The sequence below is a fragment of the Bartonella tamiae Th239 genome (genome assembly GCF_000278275.1).
GTDB classification, from domain to species: domain Bacteria; phylum Pseudomonadota; class Alphaproteobacteria; order Rhizobiales; family Rhizobiaceae; genus Bartonella; species Bartonella tamiae.
The window spans coordinates 1,821,469-1,839,302 of record NZ_JH725147.1 but is presented as its reverse complement, the minus strand read 5'-3'; the positions used below and the strand labels follow the sequence as shown (position 1 = coordinate 1,839,302).

Here is a 17,834-nt window from a genome sequence, read left to right as displayed (position 1 = left end):
AAAAGAACGCTTTTGATCACCATGCATATTCGCAATCCGATAAAATATATTTTAAATATAACAATGATATTTAAGACGATGATAAATCTTCAACCTTAAAGACGTAAGCCGCTTGTTAAAATGATGACGATCAAGTTTTATCCAAATATTGGTTACAAATAAAGCCACGAATAAAGATGGTTTCGGTTTCTACACGGTGTTTTCATGCTTTAATTTCGTTTTTATTCGTTTATTGAGACAAATCTGTCTTGGTGTTTAGGATTTTTTTTCACCGGGATGGTTTTTCTTTTCCCCATAGATCAACCATAAATTGCGCAAATATACAATAAGTCCTAAACCTTGCCCTGCAATAAAAACAGGATCCTTTTGGCGTATGGCATAAATTAATAGTAAGAGACCACCACCAAAAGAAAAAAACCAAAAAGCTACAGGCATGACACTTTTTCGAGCTTTTTCTGATGCTAACCATTGGACAACAAAGCGCATCATAAAAAGTGCTTGCGCAATAAAGCCGAGAATAATCCATCCATCCCATTGCGCTACAAAAACATCATGCAACCACTGACCAATTTGAGTAAATAATTCAGTCATCATTTTGCCTTTGATGACGATTTTTGCAAAGAGGAAGATTGAGGATGATCTTTATTATCCAAAAGTTTTGTTGTTCTTCTTTTTTGTGAAGAGGTTTCTTTTTTTGTGGTTGTTTTGCGTGTATGAGATGATTGTGTTTTATGCGTTGATGCTGACTCTTTGATCTTTGAGTTTTGTGTTTCTGATTGATGTGCGGCTGACTTGGTTGCAGTTTTATTTACAGAGGCTTTTTTAGGTTTTGTGTTAAGGGCCTTGGCAGGACTGATTTTAATTTTACCGTCCTTGTTATTTTTTGATACATTTGCACAGGTGTTCAATGCATGTGCTTGATACGTTGCTTTGGATCCTTCAGAGTTTTGCGCATTTTGGTGTTTTGTTTTATATATTTCAACGCTTTTGGGAACCGTTTTTCGCCGCCGTCTCAACCACCAAACACCATAAAGATCAAGGATGCCGCGTAATCCGCGATCGAAAATACCATAATTGGATTTTCCATGAACGCGTTCGCGATCGACCACATCAATATGAGTGGTTTTCCATCCCTCACGCAAAACAAGAGCTGGCAAATAACGATGCCAACCATCAAAAAAAGGCAATTGGCGAAAGAGATCGGTGTAAATGGCTTTGAGCCCACAACCAGAATCAAACGTATTGTCTTTTAATATTGCTTGGCGTAAAGTATTGGCAAAGCGAGAGGAATATTGCTTGAGTTTAGTATCTGTGCGTTTCAAACGTTGTCCCGCAGCAAGTCCAACATCTGGCTCTGCAGCAATAAGCGCATCAGCCAGTTTGGGCAGATAGGCAGGATTGTTTTGACCATCGCCGTCAATGGTGATGACAATCTCACCCGAAGCTGCAAAAACGCCTGAGCGCACTGCTGCGCTTTGTCCAGCATAGCGGTCATGGCGGATATAGCGCACTGGTTTTCCGATATTTAACCGTGTTTTTAAAATTTCGCCTGTATGGTCGCCTGAGGCATCATCAACAACCAATACTTCGTAATCGCGTCCTGCCATTGCTTCATCAACTTCATCCAGTAAGAAGGCAAGATTATCGGCTTCATTGCGACATGGAATAACAACAGAAAGTTTCATGAAAAATCATAGAATCCTAAAGATAGTGACTGCAGGTGCATAGCATCGAAATTCTTTTGTGTCCAATGAACTAATATAAAAGAGTGAACATTGATCGAAGAATTTTATTGTATTTTTAAAACTAAATGAATGAGCATAGAGCAAATATGATGAAATTTTCAATTGAAATGATGGTGCCTGTTACGGTGCTCTATTTTTTACTTCAATCGTATTAATTTTTTAAAAAAAATAAAACAAAATTTTTTTTCGGGTTTCAACACAAGACTTATTGTGACGTATATCTTGTATAAGCTGTAATATTGGTGTTTTCAAAATAAATAGAAGGTTTCAAATATCATAGCCATCGTATTTTATTTTTGCAATACTGAAGTTTTTGGGGAACATCTTCTGTAAGGCATAACCATTGACCAACATGAAAATAAAAATAATCAGCCACAGCAAGATGACGACGCAAGGCACGCATCATAAAACGGCTGGGGACATCAGAGCCCATTAAACGGCGTTCATTTTTTAAGCGCAAGCGCATGAAAGCTATTGAAAATTGTGTGTAAAACAAACTGTTATTTAAAATGAGCGCATCAATCTTATGAAGTGGAAGGAGGCTTTCGCTTTCGTGATTTTCGTCTTGCATTTTAGTTTTTGGTGGTCGTGAATGTCCTATATTTTTATGAAAAAAATCTAGCGCCCAAAGCCCAAGCGGGTTTGGAGCATAAAGAAAAGTTTTTGTGTAAGAATTTTGCATAGTGTCTTTTTGTTCTTTGGAAAAAAGTGGTGCGATCATTTTTCCCTTATCAAGGCGATAAGGAAAAAGAGATGCATTCTTCATTAAATTGAGACATCGACCGCTTATGATTGGAGCTTTGTTATTGGCGTTGTCTGTTATTTGCCAATCTTGAAAATTGGCATCATAAAAGCTATCGGGTATAAGTATTTGTAGTTTATTTTGGTTAAGGGCGGTCATTGTGTTTGACAAAAACGTTCTGCTATTTTTAAATGTTAAGTTTTAAATTCTTCATAGTTTTGACGCTCGTAACATGAATAGATTAAATTGGTGATTTTTGCTAGCAAGATGTTGCCTTTAGCGTGTATGAATGTTTGGTGACAAATCTTGCCCTTGAAGAAGCTTTGAGGTAGATAGAATTTTAAAACATAATATCTGCGGTTTATGCAGATTGATAAAAATTGGAAAAAACACATGGCGCGGCAATTTATCTATCATATGGCAGGTCTCAATAAGGCTTATGGCAATAAAAAGATTTTAGAAGATATTCATTTATCTTTTTATCCTGATGCCAAAATTGGTATTTTGGGGCCAAATGGTGCAGGTAAATCAACTGTTTTACGCATTATGGCAGGGCTTGATAAGGACTATACGGGTGAAGCATGGCTTGCGGAAGGAGCGACATGTGGCTATTTGCCTCAAGAACCACAATTGGATGAAAACAAGGACGTACGTGCCAATGTGATGGAAGGTGTTGCCGATAAGCAGGCCATTTTGGATCGCTATAATGAATTAATGATGAATTATTCTGATGAAACGGCAGATGAAGGCGCAAAACTTCAAGATATTATTGATAGTCAAAATTTGTGGGATTTGGAAAGTCAAGTAGAAATGGCAATGGATGCGCTGCGTTGTCCTCCTGCCGATGCGGATGTTTCCAAACTTTCTGGCGGTGAAAAACGGCGTGTTGCATTGTGTAAGCTTTTGCTTTCCAAGCCTGATCTTCTTTTACTGGATGAGCCAACGAACCACCTTGATGCAGAAACTACGGCTTGGTTGGAAAAACATTTGCGCGATTATCCCGGTGCCGTGATGATTATCACCCATGATCGTTATTTTCTTGATAATGTCACAGGGTGGATTTTAGAATTGGATCGCGGTCATGGCATTCCTTACGAAGGCAATTATTCGGCCTATCTTGAAGCTAAAGCTAAGCGTATGGCACAAGAAGGGCGTGAAGATGCCGCACGTCAAAAAGCGATTACGCGTGAACAAGAATGGATGGCTTCAAGTCCGAAAGCGCGGCAAGCCAAATCAAAGGCGCGTATTAAAGCTTATGATGAATTGGTGAAAGCGTCTCATGAACGCCGCCCGGGAGACGCTCAAATTATTATTCCCGTTGGTGAGCGTTTAGGACAAGTGGTTATTGAAGTTGAAAATCTTTCTAAGTCTTATGGTGAGCGTGTTTTGATTGACAATTTATCGTTTAAATTACCTGCAGGCGGTATTGTTGGTGTTATTGGTCCCAATGGTGCGGGTAAATCAACATTGTTTAAAATGCTTACAGGTCAGGAAAAGCCTGATCAAGGTGAAATCCGGATTGGTGAAACCGTGGATATGAGCTATGTTGATCAAAGTCGTGATGCTTTGGAAGCAGATAAAACGGTTTGGGAGGAAATCTCTGGCGGTAATGATATCATTAAGCTTGGTAAATTTGAAATGAACAGCCGTGCTTATTGTGGTGCTTTTAATTTTAAAGGTGGCGATCAGCAACAAAAAGTTGGTAATCTTTCTGGTGGGCAACGCAATCGCGTGCATTTGGCGAAGCTTTTGAAAGAAGGCGGCAATGTTTTGCTGCTTGATGAACCAACAAATGATTTGGACACGGAAACCTTGGCAGCTTTGGAAGATGCATTGGAAAATTTTGCTGGTTGTGCGGTGGTGATTAGCCATGATCGTATGTTTCTAGATCGCTTGGCAACACATATGCTCGCTTTTGAAGGCGACAGTCACGTTGAGTGGTTTGAGGGCAATTTTGAAGAATATGAAGCGGATAAAATGCGCCGTTTAGGTCCTGAATCCATCAATCCAAAACGTGTAACTTATAAACGTTTAACGCGTTAAAAAAATTATCATAAAAACTGAACTTTAAATACGTCTTCTTTTAATGAAGGCGTATTTTTTTAAGAATACGTTTTATCTTTAGATTTGAATCTATATAATTATTTTCTTTTTGTTCTTTATAGATATGATAATATTTACAATCATAAAGGTGATGTTCAAACACCATAAAATGATTTTTTTATTGTCGCACGCAAAAAGATTTATTGGAGTGATTTTAAAACATTCACGCAAGTGTTGAATGGTGCTTTGAATTATTTATGATACATTTTAAGCTTACGGAATGTCTAAAAGAAATTTAAGCAATTGACTACGATTGAACATGACTATGATTGAAATTTATGATGCTTAAAAAGAAGGTATGACAATATGTTTTATTGATATTCTTTTTTTCACAAGTGTTTTAAAAGGAGGAAAATATGCAAGATTGGTCATCGCACCTTTATTTAAAATTTAAGGATGAACGCACTCGCGCCGTGCGTGATCTTGTTCAAGCTATTCCTTTAGATAAACCACAAAACATTGTTGATCTAGGTTGTGGGCCGGGCAATTCAACAACAGTGCTTAAAGACCGATGGAAGTATGCAGTTATTTCTGGTTTTGACAGTTCACCCAATATGATAGAACGGGCAAAACAAGACCTTCCTGACATAGATTTTTCTGTTCAAAAAATTGAAAACTGGACACCAGATCATGGCATTGATCTCGTATTTTCTAATGCTGTTTTTCAATGGTTACCAGATCATCGAGATCAAATGGTACGTTTGCTGCAATCTATGAAAGAGGGTAGCGTTTTAGCAGCGCAACTTCCAGATAATTTAGACGAACCGAGCCATCGCGCCATGATTGAAGTATCTCAAGAAAGTCCGTGGGAAGATCGTATTGGCAAAGCCGCGCGAGAAAAATTGCCAGATGTGCAGGTTTATTATAATAGTTTTTCACCTTATGCACGTCATATTGATCTTTGGCATAGTGTCTATAATCACGTTATGAGTGGGCCAGAAGCTATTGTTGAATGGATGAAAGGTGCTGCTCTAAAGTCATTTCTTGATCCATTAGAAAATACAGAACGCGAAGAATTTTTGGCGCTTTATCAAGAAAAAATAATCAAAGCATATCCTCGAAATAATGATGGTAGCGTGCTTTTACGTTTTCCCCGTTTATTTATGGTTTTAGGTCGATAATTCTTTTAAGAGGCTTACATAATAAAATACACATTTGATCGTCATTTTTGTATGTTTATCGCTCAAATAAGTACAATCGATTATAGTTCTTTTAAATGAGGTAAAAGACTTTCATTTTTAAAACTAAAATTAAAACTTATTTTGTGAAGTTGAAGAGCATTTAAAGCTTTGTTTTTCTATAGGTGTTCAACGTCAAACACATTGTTAAAAAACTTTATTTTTATTAAAAAAACAATCGGTTTTAATCAATAAAGTATTCTTTGTATTTTTTCCTCGTAAAAACAACATGATCATTTTGTATTGTAAAGTTAAATATCGTTTTTCTTTCTCAAGATAGTGATTTTGAAACTTAGTTTTCAAAAAAACATCAATCTGATGTATAATTCAGTGTATTGAGTTCATTTTTGTTGACACTATCTTAACCACGTTTAGATAAAGAAAGATGTTTTTTGGGGTGGATAAAGGTTTTAAAAAAAATGATCGTATTTTTAAGAAAAAAAATTGCGTGGTTTGCACTGCTCGGTATTTTAGGCACAGGCCTTGCAGGTTGTACCACCACAACGCAAGGAGAGGGCGGCAATTTAACATATGCGCGTGGCCCTTCTACTTTAATCACAACCAAACCATTGGAAGAACGCTATGAACAAAGTGCGGACGAGCAGTTTAAAATTCCAGCGGTTCACGTAAAAATACCAGATGAATTTCAACGTCAAGTGGTTTCTTATCCTTCTCGTGAAGCACCCGGAACAATCATTGTGGAACCACGCAATCACTACCTTTATTTGATAACGGGTCATGGTAAAGCCATTCGCTATGGGGTGGGTGTTGGTGCGGCTGGTCTTGAATTTCAAGGCGTTGCCAATTTACAATTTAAGCGTAAATGGCCAAAATGGACACCGACACAAGATATGATCAAGCGTAATCCAGCTCAATATAAGCGTTTTGCTGATGGCGTGCCAGGAGGGCCAAACAATCCATTAGGAGCGCGCGCGCTTTATTTATTCCAAAATAATATTGATACATATTATCGCATTCATGGTACAAATCAGCCTTCCAGTATAGGAAAAAGCGTTTCAGCAGGATGCATTCGTATGCTTAATGCTGATGTCGTCGATCTTTATGAGCGCGTGAAACCTGGTGGCAAAGTCATCGTACGTTAATCTTTGTTTTGAAAAATTTTCGTAGTTCAGGACTATATTTGTCTTTAAGGCTAGTATCCGCTGGTTTATAAAGCTTTATGCCTGAGATTTAAAACAAATAAAGATGATGTAACGGAGTGATGTCTTATAAAAGAGGCAATGATAGATGATTGCCTCTTTATTGTTTTAAGTTTCGCGAGATTTTGCGTTTCTTGGCTGTGTCTTTTATACGATTTGATATTTTTATTTAGAAAACATCTTCTTTTGTTAAAAACCGTGTCGCACGCCATTGTGTTAGTTTTACATTTGTTGTCTCTAAAACAAAAAAGCGTGCTGAATCCTTATCATAACCTTCATCGCGTAATCTGTCATAATCCGTATAATAATGGCGAATATAGGCAATGACAGAAAGCCAAACAGCAATAGCAGGCGAGACATCTTTTAGATGCGGTTTGTTTGCGGCTTTTATAATTTCTTCGCGATCAGCAAAAGGCACTTGCGGTATGAGATCGCGTAAGGCTTTATTGATCGCTGTTTGGCGTTTTGTTGTCATTTTTCTAAATGTGATAGAAGAAAAGTTTTCTGTCAAATCCTCAATTGCGAAATACAGTCTTTTTAATCATTGTGGGTTTTAAATCTGACAATGTCTTCTCATAAAAGTGATAATTTGCTTGACTTTGTAAATTACATAAAGATATCTTTATATCTAAATTTTAAAGGAATGTTTATGGAAAATCGCTTGAATCATGATGATACAACATGTGATGAAGCCTCTTTAGCGCTTGAAGCGATGGTAGATGTTTTAAAAGCGATTGCAGAACCAAGCCGATTGCGCATTTTATTGCTCTTGCGTCATAGTAATCTTACTGTTTCAGATCTCACTCAAATATTAGGACAGTCGCAACCACGTGTATCGCGACATTTGCGTTTATTACATGAAGCGCAAATGATTGAACGTTATCAAGAAGGGGCATGGGCTTATTTTGCTTTATCTGAATGTGTTTTAAGAAAAGGATTAATTAACTCTGTTACTGAACGTTTAAACATAAATGATTTGGCCATTACTCATGATTTAGAGCGGCTTGAACAAGTTAAACAACAGCGCCGCCAAAATGCTGCGCGCTATTTTTCAAAAAATGCAGCCCATTGGGACGATTTACGTCTTTTGCATATTGATGACACTACGATTGAAAAAACAATGGTGGAAATTGTTGGTAATACGCCATTTCAAGCGATGTTGGATATAGGAACGGGGACGGCATCCTTATTAAAACTTTTTGCACCACTTTATACACGTGCAGTTGGTGTGGACATAAATCGTGATATGTTGTCAGTTGCGCGTGTGAATCTTGATCATCATGCAATCCAACATGCGCAAGTGCGTCTTGGGGATGTCTCACAATTACCTGTTGAACGTGAATCTTTTGACTTTGTCACTATTTATCAAGTACTTCATTTTTTAGATGATCCTCAAATGGCACTGCGTGAGGCATCACGTGTTATGCGTGCAGGCGCACGTTTGATTGTGGTGGATTTTGCCCCGCATGATTTAGAATTTTTGCGTGAACATCATGCCCATTTGCGGTTGGGCTTTTCCGATCAGCAAATGAAAAACTGGCTAGAAGAAAGCGGATTAAATCTTGAAAAAACCATTAGTTTTGCACCAACAAAAAGTGGTGATGCAAAGGGGCTTACTGTGAAACTTTGGCTAGCGCGTGATCCTCGTTTGTTGATGGCAATGCATAAGCCCCCTTTTATGGAGATAGCCTAATGGCACCCAAAAAACTTTCTCGCCGAGCAGATATTGGCGAAAAACTCAAAGTTTCTTTTGAATTTTTTCCACCAAAAAGTGAAAATATGGAATTGTCACTATGGGAAACAGTGGAGCGTTTGGCACCGCTTGAGCCAGAATTTGTGTCTGTCACTTATGGTGCTGGGGGATCGACGCGAGAACGTACAGGCCGCACGGTAGAGCGTGTTATTAATGAAACGCGCTTAAAGGCTGCTGCACATCTGACCTGTGTGGATGCAACACGTGATGAGGTTGATGATGTTGTAAGACAATTTCGCGCTATGGGTATTCGTCATTTTGTTGCTCTACGAGGTGATCCTAGCAATGGTATTGGTGGACGATATGAACCAACACCAGGTGGATATGCCAATGCAATTGATCTTGTGAAAGGTCTTAAAGCGATAGATTCTGATTTTGAAATCACCGTTTCTGCTTATCCAGAAAAACATCCTGAAAGTCCTGATTTTGCAACTGATATTGATTTTTTAAAACGAAAAATTGATCAGGGCGCAACAAAAGCCATTACACAATGTTTTTTCGACAATCATTTTTATGAAGACTATATTGAAAAAGTTCGCAAAGCGGGGATTTCAATTCCTATTTTGCCGGGAATTTTGCCTATTCATAATTTTTGGCAAGTCAAAAATTTTTGTACACGAAATGGTACACATATACCTGAGTGGTTAGCACAACGATTTGACGGATTGGAAAATGACCCGAAAACACATGCGCTTGTTTCTGCCGCTGTCGCTGCAGAACAAGTGTTAGAACTTGTGGAACAAGGCGTTGAGGATTTTCATTTTTATACGTTAAATCGTGCAGAACTTGTTTATGCAATGTGTCATTTGATCGGTATTCGTGCTGATAAACGATATAATGAGAATCATACAGACTGATTTTTATCGATATAAAAAAAATTGCGTCAAAATGAGACAATATATAATATTTCTTTTTTATTATCGGTAAAATTATAATAAAATTTGTCTCAGATACGTTTTTTTTTAAACAAATTCTTGCAGTCAGTTCAAAAAAACATCATATCGATTTTACTGTTTTGTTTTATAAACACGACAGACATATCGATAAGGGATACCATAATCCCCCCCGCAACTGGTATCCCTCTGATAGGACCCGACTGAAGTTTTCTTCGGTCGGGTTTTTTTTATTTTATAATTATCATTATGATCGCTTATAAGAAATGTTTATAAAATGCGACTTTGTCTGCGTTTTAACCATTATTGACAAATTTTTTCCAATCATTTCGACTGCCAGTAAAAACGTTAATATCAACATCGCCTGTAATACCAGGAATGGTGCCAGTGCCTGTATATTGCCAAAATGTCCATGGATGTGGGCCATATTTTTCCTCAGGATGTCCTGCAACAGAGCGAAGCCAAAAATTATATCCTTTGATTTGATCGAGATCGTTACGATCAAAAAAATCAACTGTTGTATAAATAATGGGTTTTTTCCCATAATGTTTTTCAATCATACTCAAGAAGACACGCATTTCGCTGCGTATTGTTGCAGCAGGTGGTCGTATTTTGCACGTGGGAGAAAGATGGTTCCATTCCATATCTAAAACAGGTGGAAGGGCACTATTATCTTTTGGGACATTTTTAATAAACCATTTTGCTTGATCTTGGGCGCTGCGGCAATAGTAATAAAAATGATAAGCACCACGCGGCAGACCAACTTGTTTTGTGCCATTCCAATTACGGACAAAATATTCATCAACTCTGTCACCGCCTTCAGTCGCTTTGATAAAAGCAAATGAAATCCCGCTTTTGGCGACACTTGCCCAATCAATAGCGCCTTGATATTTTGAAACATCCGTCCCGTGTACGGGATACTGCCATGGATTTTTATTGCCCCATTCATGAGGTTTGCGATCATTGAAACGTGGAGCATTGACTGTGACAAGCGCAAGGCTTGAACTAACTTTTTTAGGCTCTTGTATGAGATCAGCAATATCATAAGATGATGATGCGCAGCCAGAAAGAAAACAACCCAAAATCACCGGAATAAAGGTTTGACGTAACCACTTTGGTGCACTATTTTGAAATAACAATTTTAACTCCCACTTTGATCATTGGCCACTTTTATCATAGATTGACCATCGCTTAAAAAAGTAAAAGAATGGCATATGAAAATTATAATTGGAAAAAAAATATGAGAAAACTTCGTTGGAGTCGCATTATTGGTCTTCTGATTGTTCTGCTATTGGTGTTTTTTGGCGGAAAATGGGCGTTCCATTTTTTTTGGGGGGCTTCAAATTCTCAATACTCACAAACGTCTATACCAGAAGAGATGCGTACACCTTTTAATATGACAGTTGAACAAAAACAGGAAGCTATTCGTCAGGCACGCGCCGATGCTATTGAAGCTGCTTTGAAAAGCGGGCAAAGTCAAGAACAGGCAGAAGAATTTGGCGAACGTGCGGCTAAAACAGCGCAAGAGTCAATGAATCGTCCTTTGTCTTTTAACAATACGAAATAATGTGAATCTTTTTTCATTGATATTCATTGGCGATAATGGATGCACTCATTCGTGATACAAACCCTTCTTACTGAATAATAAGACGATTGACGTCTTTGACCTTAAGAGAACACAAACAAGATTAAACGTTAAGATGCGTTCTTTTTAAATTTGGAAATTGCTTATGCCAACATTATGGACACGCCTTGGTGACTTAATAAACCATACAACAAGCGATGTTTTTAGCGCTATTTTAGAACGTGTTCGCACACTTTTTGAAGGTGATTTGCAAACACGTCGCCATGTTGCTTTTTCGGTGTCGATGATTGCCCTTTCTGCAAAAATGGCAAAAGCAGATGGGATGGTCAGTGATGCGGAGGTAAAGGCGTTTTATGAAATTTTTGACGTTCCTTTGCATGAAGCCAAAAATGTTGAGCGGCTTTACAATCTTGCTATGCAAGATGTTGCTGGTTTCGATTTTTATGCCAAACGGCTTTATCATTTATGCCAAGATGCGCATTGTTGTGGTCAACTTTTAGAAGATGTGTTGGAAGGACTGTTTCACATTGCTAAAGCTGATGGTGAAATTGATGAAGACGAGCTTAATTTTTTGCACAAAGTGGCAGAAATATTTAATTTTTCGAAAGTAAGATTTGAAGCGATTTTATCTCGTCATACAAAAATGGGTGCGAAAGATCCTTGGCGTATTTTAGGTTTGTCAAAAGATGTTTCTTTTGAAGACGCGCGCAGGCGTTATCGTGATTTGGTGCGAGAGCATCATCCTGATCGAGTTTTAGCACGTGGTTTGCCAAAAGAATTTATGGCAATTGCGAATGAACGTTTGGCCGAAATCAATCAAGCTTGGTCTATTATACGTGAGAGATACGCCTTAGCATGTGTGTAAAATCATTTATGGCCGATTATGAAGGTGCATTGATACGACCGTCGCCTAATTTTGAAGCGCGTAAAGGCGGTCTATGCCCTCAAATGTTAATCTTGCATTATACGGGTATGAAAACAGCAGATGAAGCTGAAAAGCGTCTTGAGAGTGCGCAATCAAAAGTTTCTGCTCATTATGTTGTGCGGGAAGAGGGAACCATCGTGCAAATGGTGAGAGAAAAAGATCGGGCATGGCATGCTGGTGAAAGTTTTTGGAATGGTATTCATGATGTCAATTCTGCCTCAATCGGTATTGAAATTGTCAATGAAGGACCTTTGTCTGATCAGCCTGATTTTCCAAAAAAACAAATAGAAGCGGTGATAAAGCTTTGTCGATCCATTATAGATCGATATAGTCTATTATCGCGCTATGTTTTAGCGCATTCTGATATTGCTCCCGCAAGAAAAGAAGACCCGGGAGAAAAATTTCCTTGGGATTTGCTTTATCGTCATGATATTGGTCATTTTGTTACGCCAGTACCCATTTCAGGTGGACGTTTTATGACAATTGGTGAAAGTGGACGGCCGGTTGAAGCTTATCAATCCATGCTTGCCCTTTATGGATATGGTATAGAGATTAGTGGTATATTTGATGAGCGTACGCGACTTGTTACGCAAGCTTTTCAGCGTCATTTCCGACCTCAAAGAATAGATGGTGTGGCGGATGTTTCAACAATTGAAACACTACACCGTTTGCTTGGCACATTAAAAACACTGACTTAAAAAGTTGACACATTGTTTTTTCTGGACGCGGTGAAACATTGACGCTTTTGGTAAAATATGCGTGGCTTTTAGCAAAACTATTAAGATTATTTTATCACTCTTATTCCGTCTTATTTTGCGGTGCTCGTATCTTATGAAATATTTGAACAAATATTTATATTAGGAATCGTTTTAATGACAGAGCATTTTTTAAATTCATAAAAATAGTCAATGTATGATTTTTTGCGGCTCCTATGAAAAAAAACGTATGAATGTTTTAGGATAGGACATGAATCACGAAATTGCCCAAAAATAATCATTATCATGCCCCCCTTTGGCTTAATTTCGCGGGCAAAAGAGCCCGCATTCGTAATGAATTGATTTGGAAACCTCCTAAAAGAAAAGATACACAATACATGAAAATGACGTTAAACGTGGTTTTAACCGCGACAATGATTCTCGGTTTTTCGCATATTTCAAGCACCTTAGCACAAAGCAGAAATACGGCTTACACCACAAGCCAAACACAAGCGACACAAGCACGCCCTTATGAGGCTTTAATAGAAAAATATGCAAAAAAGCACAATGTTCCAGTTAATCTTGCCCATGCCATTGTGCAAACAGAAAGCAGTTATAATGCCCAAGCAAGAGGAGCCGCAGGTGAGGTCGGACTAATGCAGATCAAACCGATGACAGCCCGCGGACTTGGCTATTCAGGATCGATCAAAAAGCTTTATGAGCCAGCAACCAATCTTGAATATGGCATGAAATATCTTGCTCAGGCGCATAAACTGGGTGGCGGCGATACATGTCGTACCATACTAAAATATAATGCTGGGCATGGAGCAAAAAAAATGAATCCTGTCACTCAGCGATATTGCAGCAAAGTCAAAACCTATCTGGCAGCTTTTAATGAAGCCTTGTAAGGTTCAAATAACGTTTTTTCTCATACTTTTTCAAATGGTTTGCAGTTGTGCAAAATTACGTTATAAGCGGCACGTCAGTCGGTCGGGCAGCCGCGCCTGTACAATGCTGAAAAGCGGCAGGTGAGGAAAGTCCGGGCTCCACGGAAAAACGGTGCCGGATAACGTCCGGCGGGGGTGACCCTAGGGAAAGTGCCACAGAAAGCAAACCGCCTGTTTTACGGGTAAGGGTGAAAGGGTGGAGTAAGAGCCCACCGCTTAATCAGTAATGATTATGGCAAGGTAAACCCCACCGGGAGCAAGACCGAATAGGAATGACATGCAAGTTTTCTTGCAGCCTGTTTCCAGGTCTGTCATTCGGGTAGGTTGCACGAGGCGGATGGTAACATCCGTCCCAGATGAATGGTTGCCACGCGGCGTGGTTATAAGACACGCCGCCATACAGAACCCGGCTTACAGACCGACTGACATTTTTATTTCTCTTCAAAACGCTCAAAAAACTCTATATTTCTTGTTAATAAGGTTTTATAGCCTTATCCGTTTATATCTATAATATAAAACACCACTTCGTTTGTGTCAGTATTGATTTAAACGCTGATGAAAAAGATGTTTTTGGTTTTTCTTTTTCCTTTGGTTCATAATTTTTTAAAAATAACACCCTTCATCCATTCATGTTTTAAAATACCCTTTATGATATTTGCATTTTGCAACTACAAATGAAGGAAGAAAGTTCCGTATGAACTTAAAATATCGCTCAATAATATGCTTTTTTGAATTTTTCTTTTAATCCTAACACTTCGTTAAGCATAGAATGGCATAAAAGAGAATGAAGTTTTTTGTCAATGGTTGAGCGTATGTTCAAAGAAACATGATAAACGCTTACCATGAAGAAAACGACGAAAAGCTGCGAGTGAAGCATTTCTTTTAAAGATGAGTAAAGACAAGAAAAAGACAAATATTTTGAGTGATTTGGATAAAAATCATCTTCCGCATGTACCTGTTCTTTTACGTCAGGTCGTCGAAAGTCTTGCGCCACTGGAAGGAGCAACCATCATTGATGGAACTTTCGGTGCTGGTGGCTATACGCGTGCTTTTTTAGAAAAAGGTGCCAATGTTATTGCTCTTGATCGTGATCCAAACGCTATTTGTGATGGGGCAAAGCTTGTACAGCATTATGCTCCGCGTTTGCGTTTGGTTGAAACTGAATTTTCACACCTTGATGACGTTGTGTGCAAAAAAGTAGACGGCATTATCTTGGATATTGGTGTTTCATCCATGCAGATAGATACGCCTGAAAGAGGATTTTCGTTTCAAAAAGATGGTCCATTGGATATGCGTATGGCACAAAAAGGCGTCAGTGCAGCAGATATTGTGAACACGATGAAACGCACAGACCTTACACGTATTTTTGGTATTTTGGGCGAAGAGCGTCAGGCAGGGCGTATTTCTGGTATGATAGAGCGGCGACGCAATAAACGTCCGTTTTTGACAACGCAGGATTTGGCAAATGCTATAGAAGCGCTGGTTGGACGCAAGCCGGGTGAACGCATTCACCCAGCGACTCGTGTTTTTCAAGCTTTGCGTATTTATGTTAATGATGAATTGGGACAATTGGCAAAAGCTTTGTTTGCAGCTGAACGCGCTTTGGTTGCAGGGGGACGTTTGGGTGTTGTTACTTTTCATTCACTGGAAGATAGAATGGTTAAACAGTTTTTTTCCAATCGTTCTGGGGTTCAAAAATTATCACGCCATATGCCAGAAGTGACGAAAAGAGAACCAAGTTTTGTCCCTTTGTTTAAAGGGGCAATACAAGCTGATGAAAAAGAGATCGATGAGAACGCACGGGCGCGATCAGCGCGTTTGCGTGTTGGGGTACGAACGGCTATGCCTGCTTTTGATAATGATATGACGCTTTTTGGGCTGGCAAATTTTGTAAATATTGACACTTTCAAAACGGCTTTTGATGATACTCAATCACGCTTTTATGGTGAAAGAAAATGACAGTTTTTCGGACATTTGATATTGTATTGGTGACATTGATGATTTGTGCGGCAGCATTGACGTATAAAGTGAAGTTTGATGCCCAAAAACGCATTGGTGAAGTACGCCGTATTGAGCGCCAAATTGTTGCTGAAAGAAATACAATTCAATTGCTTGAAGCTGAATGGGCTATGATGATCGAGCCTTCACGTATGCAAATTTTGGCAAAACGTTATGAAGATCAACTCCATCTTGATATTACCACTGCGCGCCAGATTGTTCGGTTTGAAGATATACCAGAACGTTTGCCTGATCAGATTGAAAATCTCATTAAAGACAATGAGCTTGAAGAAAAAAATGAACTTTTAGCCCGTAATGACGGTATCATTTTAGATGATCTCTTGACGGGGAGTATACAACCATGATGTGGTTTTCTTTTTTATCGAAAAAAAAAGATGTCAATGACAAATATGCTTCTCTTAAAAAGGCTGATGCTCGATCTCGGCGTGTCCGTCATCGCCTTATTGTTCTTATTTTATGTTTTTTTGGAGTTTATGGTGTTATTGGAGCGCGTCTTGTTCATTATGGAATGGAAGGTGGCGAGATTGAAGAAGCGCGTGGCCCCTCGGCACAAAATTCAGCAGCTCGTCCTGATATACTTGACCGCAATGGGCGTTTATTGGCGACAGATATTAAAACATATTCGCTTTTTGCTGAGCCGCGCCGTATCATTGATGTGAATGAAACACTTGAAATGATATCGTCTGTTTTGCCTGATTTGGATTGGCCAACCACTTATCGTCGATTAAAAAGTAAATCAGGTTTTGCATGGATAAAACGTGGTCTGACACCCGCCCAAAAAGAACATATTATGGCACTTGGTATCCCCGGTGTTGGTTTTCGCACGGAAACACGGCGCTTTTATCCCGGTGGACCAACAGCATCGCATATTCTTGGAATGGTCAATGTTGACAATCAAGGTACAGCTGGCATGGAAAAATATATTGATAATGCTGGTTTAAGCGATTTACGTGCTGTTGGATTGGTTGATGAAAGATCGTTGGAACCTGTAACTTTGTCGATTGATGTGCGTGTTCAGGCAATCATGCGAGAAGAGCTTGAAGATGCGATGCTGCGTTATCGTGCAATTGCCGCAGGTGCAGTTATTATGAATATTCATACGGGTGAAGTTTTGGCCATGGTTTCTTTGCCTGATTTTGATCCTAATAATCCAGTTAATGCTCTACAAAAAGACCGTTTGAATCGTATGACGGCGGGGACGTATGAAATGGGTTCAACCATTAAAACGTTCACAACGGCCATGGCACTTGATTCAGGTCAGTTTAAATTAAACAGTATTATCGATGCTTCAAAACCTTTACCAGCTGGCAGAGGGCACTTTATTCGTGATTTTCATGGTAAATATCGCCCATTAACAACTTGGGAAGTATTCATTTATTCTTCTAATATTGGTTCAGCAAAAGAAGCGTTGACAATTGGTATAGACGGGCATCGTGAATTTCTTAAACGTCTTGGCCTTCTTGACCGTATGACGACAGAATTGCCTGAAGTTGCCCGTCCTGTGGAGCCGCGTCAATGGAAAACGGTCAATTCCATGACCATTGCTTTTGGCCATGGAATGATGACCACTCCTTTGCAAACAGCAGTGGGCACAAGCGCGTTGATGAATGGCGGAAAACTGATTGAACCAACATTTCTCAAACGCAGTGTAGAGCAAACTGAAGGACATTTTAAACAAGTTGTGTCCCCTGAAACCAGTCGTGATTTACGCTATCTTTATAAATTAAACAGTGATCGTGGATCAGGAAGACGTGCTAAGGTTGAAGGTTTTCGGGTTGGAGGAAAGACAGGAACGGCTGAAAAAGTTGAAAATGGCAAATATTCAAAGGATAAAAGATTTAATGCTTTTTTAGCCTCTTTTCCAATTGAAAAACCACAATATGTCGTCTTAACGATAATAGATGAACCCAAACCTGAAGAAGGAAAATATTCAGCAACAGCAGGTCTTAATGCGGCACCAATGGTTGCTAATATTATTCGTCGTTCAGCAACACTTTTGGGTGTGCAACCTGATTTTCAAGAAGAGTATGCGCCTGTTTTAACTGTCAAAGCAGATCAGGGGCTACCCGAAACGGCACTTCGCCCATAA

16 protein-coding genes, 1 other RNA gene and 1 pseudogene are annotated in these 17,834 nt (G+C 39.0%); 13 read left to right on the top strand and 5 right to left on the bottom strand.

The genetic code is table 11. The features are described 5' to 3' along the window. Positions 1–255: 255 nt before the first annotated feature. From ME5_RS08295 to ME5_RS08285, 3 genes and pseudogenes are all read right to left on the bottom strand, one after another. The gene (locus tag ME5_RS08295; protein WP_008040183.1) at positions 256–591 is read right to left on the bottom strand and encodes a lipid-A-disaccharide synthase N-terminal domain-containing protein; all 336 of its coding nucleotides are present in this window, start codon (positions 589–591) and stop codon (positions 256–258) included. 383 nt (positions 592–974) lie between these two features. Further along, positions 975–1,685: pseudogene (locus ME5_RS10795) on the bottom strand (glycosyltransferase family 2 protein); the annotation flags it as partial. Positions 1,686–2,019: 334 nt separating this feature from the next. After that, entirely contained in the window at positions 2,020–2,658 is a 639-nt protein-coding gene (locus ME5_RS08285) for a hypothetical protein (RefSeq protein WP_245256516.1), read from the bottom strand. Between the two features lie 222 nt (positions 2,659–2,880). On the opposite strand from ME5_RS08285, the gene ettA reads away from it, so the two are divergent. The 3 genes from ettA (at position 2,881) to ME5_RS10905 (ending at position 6,871) form a co-directional block, all read left to right on the top strand. Further along, positions 2,881–4,530: an energy-dependent translational throttle protein EttA gene (gene ettA / locus ME5_RS08280; protein ID WP_008040179.1), complete on the top strand. Its 1,650-nt coding sequence runs from the start codon at positions 2,881–2,883 to the stop codon at positions 4,528–4,530. A 416-nt stretch (positions 4,531–4,946) separates the two neighbouring features. Next, complete coding sequence (gene tam, locus ME5_RS08275; protein WP_008040176.1) at positions 4,947–5,711, top strand: trans-aconitate 2-methyltransferase; 765 nt, start codon at positions 4,947–4,949, stop codon at positions 5,709–5,711. A 476-nt stretch (positions 5,712–6,187) separates the two neighbouring features. Then, positions 6,188–6,871, top strand: coding sequence for a L,D-transpeptidase (locus tag ME5_RS10905; RefSeq protein ID WP_008040175.1), 684 nt, complete (start codon positions 6,188–6,190; stop codon positions 6,869–6,871). A gap of 226 nt (positions 6,872–7,097) precedes the next feature. Here ME5_RS10905 and ME5_RS08265 read toward each other — a convergent pair whose 3' ends face one another. Continuing rightward, positions 7,098–7,403, bottom strand: coding sequence for a DUF2293 domain-containing protein (locus ME5_RS08265; protein ID WP_008040173.1), 306 nt, complete (start codon positions 7,401–7,403; stop codon positions 7,098–7,100). Between the two features lie 174 nt (positions 7,404–7,577). On the opposite strand from ME5_RS08265, the gene ME5_RS08260 reads away from it, so the two are divergent. Continuing rightward, positions 7,578–8,621 carry an ArsR/SmtB family transcription factor gene (locus ME5_RS08260; protein ID WP_008040172.1) on the top strand — a complete coding sequence of 348 codons (1,044 nt, stop codon included), beginning with the start codon at positions 7,578–7,580 and terminating at the stop codon, positions 8,619–8,621. Continuing rightward, positions 8,621–9,538, top strand: coding sequence for a methylenetetrahydrofolate reductase [NAD(P)H] (gene metF, locus ME5_RS08255; protein WP_008040166.1), 918 nt, complete (start codon positions 8,621–8,623; stop codon positions 9,536–9,538). Before ME5_RS08260 ends, metF begins: the two co-directional genes overlap by 1 nt. 332 nt (positions 9,539–9,870) lie before the next feature. Here metF and ME5_RS08250 read toward each other — a convergent pair whose 3' ends face one another. Continuing rightward, positions 9,871–10,668, bottom strand: coding sequence for a glycoside hydrolase family 25 protein (locus ME5_RS08250; RefSeq protein WP_245256556.1), 798 nt, complete (start codon positions 10,666–10,668; stop codon positions 9,871–9,873). A gap of 146 nt (positions 10,669–10,814) precedes the next feature. Here ME5_RS08250 and ME5_RS08245 point away from each other — a divergent pair, with 146 nt between their 5' ends. From ME5_RS08245 to ME5_RS08215, 8 genes are all read left to right on the top strand, one after another. Beyond that, positions 10,815–11,141, top strand: coding sequence for a hypothetical protein (locus ME5_RS08245; protein ID WP_008040157.1), 327 nt, complete (start codon positions 10,815–10,817; stop codon positions 11,139–11,141). 163 nt (positions 11,142–11,304) lie between these two features. Further along, positions 11,305–12,024 (top strand): molecular chaperone DjiA, encoded by a 720-nt coding sequence (locus ME5_RS08240; protein WP_008040156.1) that lies wholly within the window; start codon positions 11,305–11,307, stop codon positions 12,022–12,024. Beyond that, positions 12,015–12,782 carry an N-acetylmuramoyl-L-alanine amidase gene (locus ME5_RS08235; RefSeq protein WP_008040155.1) on the top strand — a complete coding sequence of 256 codons (768 nt, stop codon included), beginning with the start codon at positions 12,015–12,017 and terminating at the stop codon, positions 12,780–12,782. The genes ME5_RS08240 and ME5_RS08235 overlap by 10 nt, the downstream gene beginning before the upstream one ends. A 281-nt stretch (positions 12,783–13,063) precedes the next feature. Further along, positions 13,064–13,687, top strand: a complete 624-nt coding sequence (locus ME5_RS08230; protein ID WP_008040154.1) for a lytic transglycosylase domain-containing protein — start codon at positions 13,064–13,066, stop codon at positions 13,685–13,687. Between the two features lie 74 nt (positions 13,688–13,761). Beyond that, positions 13,762–14,156: RNase P RNA component class A (gene rnpB / locus ME5_RS10215), an RNA gene on the top strand. A gap of 488 nt (positions 14,157–14,644) precedes the next feature. Beyond that, positions 14,645–15,685, top strand: coding sequence for a 16S rRNA (cytosine(1402)-N(4))-methyltransferase RsmH (gene rsmH, locus ME5_RS08225; RefSeq protein ID WP_425338810.1), 1,041 nt, complete (start codon positions 14,645–14,647; stop codon positions 15,683–15,685). Further along, positions 15,682–16,089: a cell division protein FtsL gene (gene ftsL, locus ME5_RS08220; RefSeq protein WP_008040152.1), complete on the top strand. Its 408-nt coding sequence runs from the start codon at positions 15,682–15,684 to the stop codon at positions 16,087–16,089. The genes rsmH and ftsL overlap by 4 nt, the downstream gene beginning before the upstream one ends. Next, on the top strand, positions 16,086–17,834 hold the full coding sequence (locus ME5_RS08215) for a peptidoglycan D,D-transpeptidase FtsI family protein (protein WP_008040151.1): 1,749 nt from the start codon (positions 16,086–16,088) through the stop codon (positions 17,832–17,834). Before ftsL ends, ME5_RS08215 begins: the two co-directional genes overlap by 4 nt.

What these genes read in the sequence shown, in the direction of transcription:
- ME5_RS08240 (WP_008040156.1), top strand. Translation starts at nt 11,305, where the DNA reads ATGCCAACATTATGGACACGCCTTGGTGACTTAATAAACCATACAACA.
- metF (WP_008040166.1), top strand. Translation starts at nt 8,621, where the DNA reads ATGGCACCCAAAAAACTTTCTCGCCGAGCAGATATTGGCGAAAAACTC.
- ME5_RS08260 (WP_008040172.1), top strand. Translation starts at nt 7,578, where the DNA reads ATGGAAAATCGCTTGAATCATGATGATACAACATGTGATGAAGCCTCT.
- ME5_RS08215 (WP_008040151.1), top strand. Translation starts at nt 16,086, where the DNA reads ATGATGTGGTTTTCTTTTTTATCGAAAAAAAAAGATGTCAATGACAAA.
- ftsL (WP_008040152.1), top strand. Translation starts at nt 15,682, where the DNA reads ATGACAGTTTTTCGGACATTTGATATTGTATTGGTGACATTGATGATT.
- ettA (WP_008040179.1), top strand. Translation starts at nt 2,881, where the DNA reads ATGGCGCGGCAATTTATCTATCATATGGCAGGTCTCAATAAGGCTTAT.
- ME5_RS08265 (WP_008040173.1), bottom strand. Translation starts at nt 7,403, where the DNA reads ATGACAACAAAACGCCAAACAGCGATCAATAAAGCCTTACGCGATCTC.
- tam (WP_008040176.1), top strand. Translation starts at nt 4,947, where the DNA reads ATGCAAGATTGGTCATCGCACCTTTATTTAAAATTTAAGGATGAACGC.
- ME5_RS08295 (WP_008040183.1), bottom strand. Translation starts at nt 591, where the DNA reads ATGACTGAATTATTTACTCAAATTGGTCAGTGGTTGCATGATGTTTTT.
- ME5_RS08235 (WP_008040155.1), top strand. Translation starts at nt 12,015, where the DNA reads ATGTGTGTAAAATCATTTATGGCCGATTATGAAGGTGCATTGATACGA.
- ME5_RS08245 (WP_008040157.1), top strand. Translation starts at nt 10,815, where the DNA reads ATGAGAAAACTTCGTTGGAGTCGCATTATTGGTCTTCTGATTGTTCTG.
- ME5_RS10905 (WP_008040175.1), top strand. Translation starts at nt 6,188, where the DNA reads ATGATCGTATTTTTAAGAAAAAAAATTGCGTGGTTTGCACTGCTCGGT.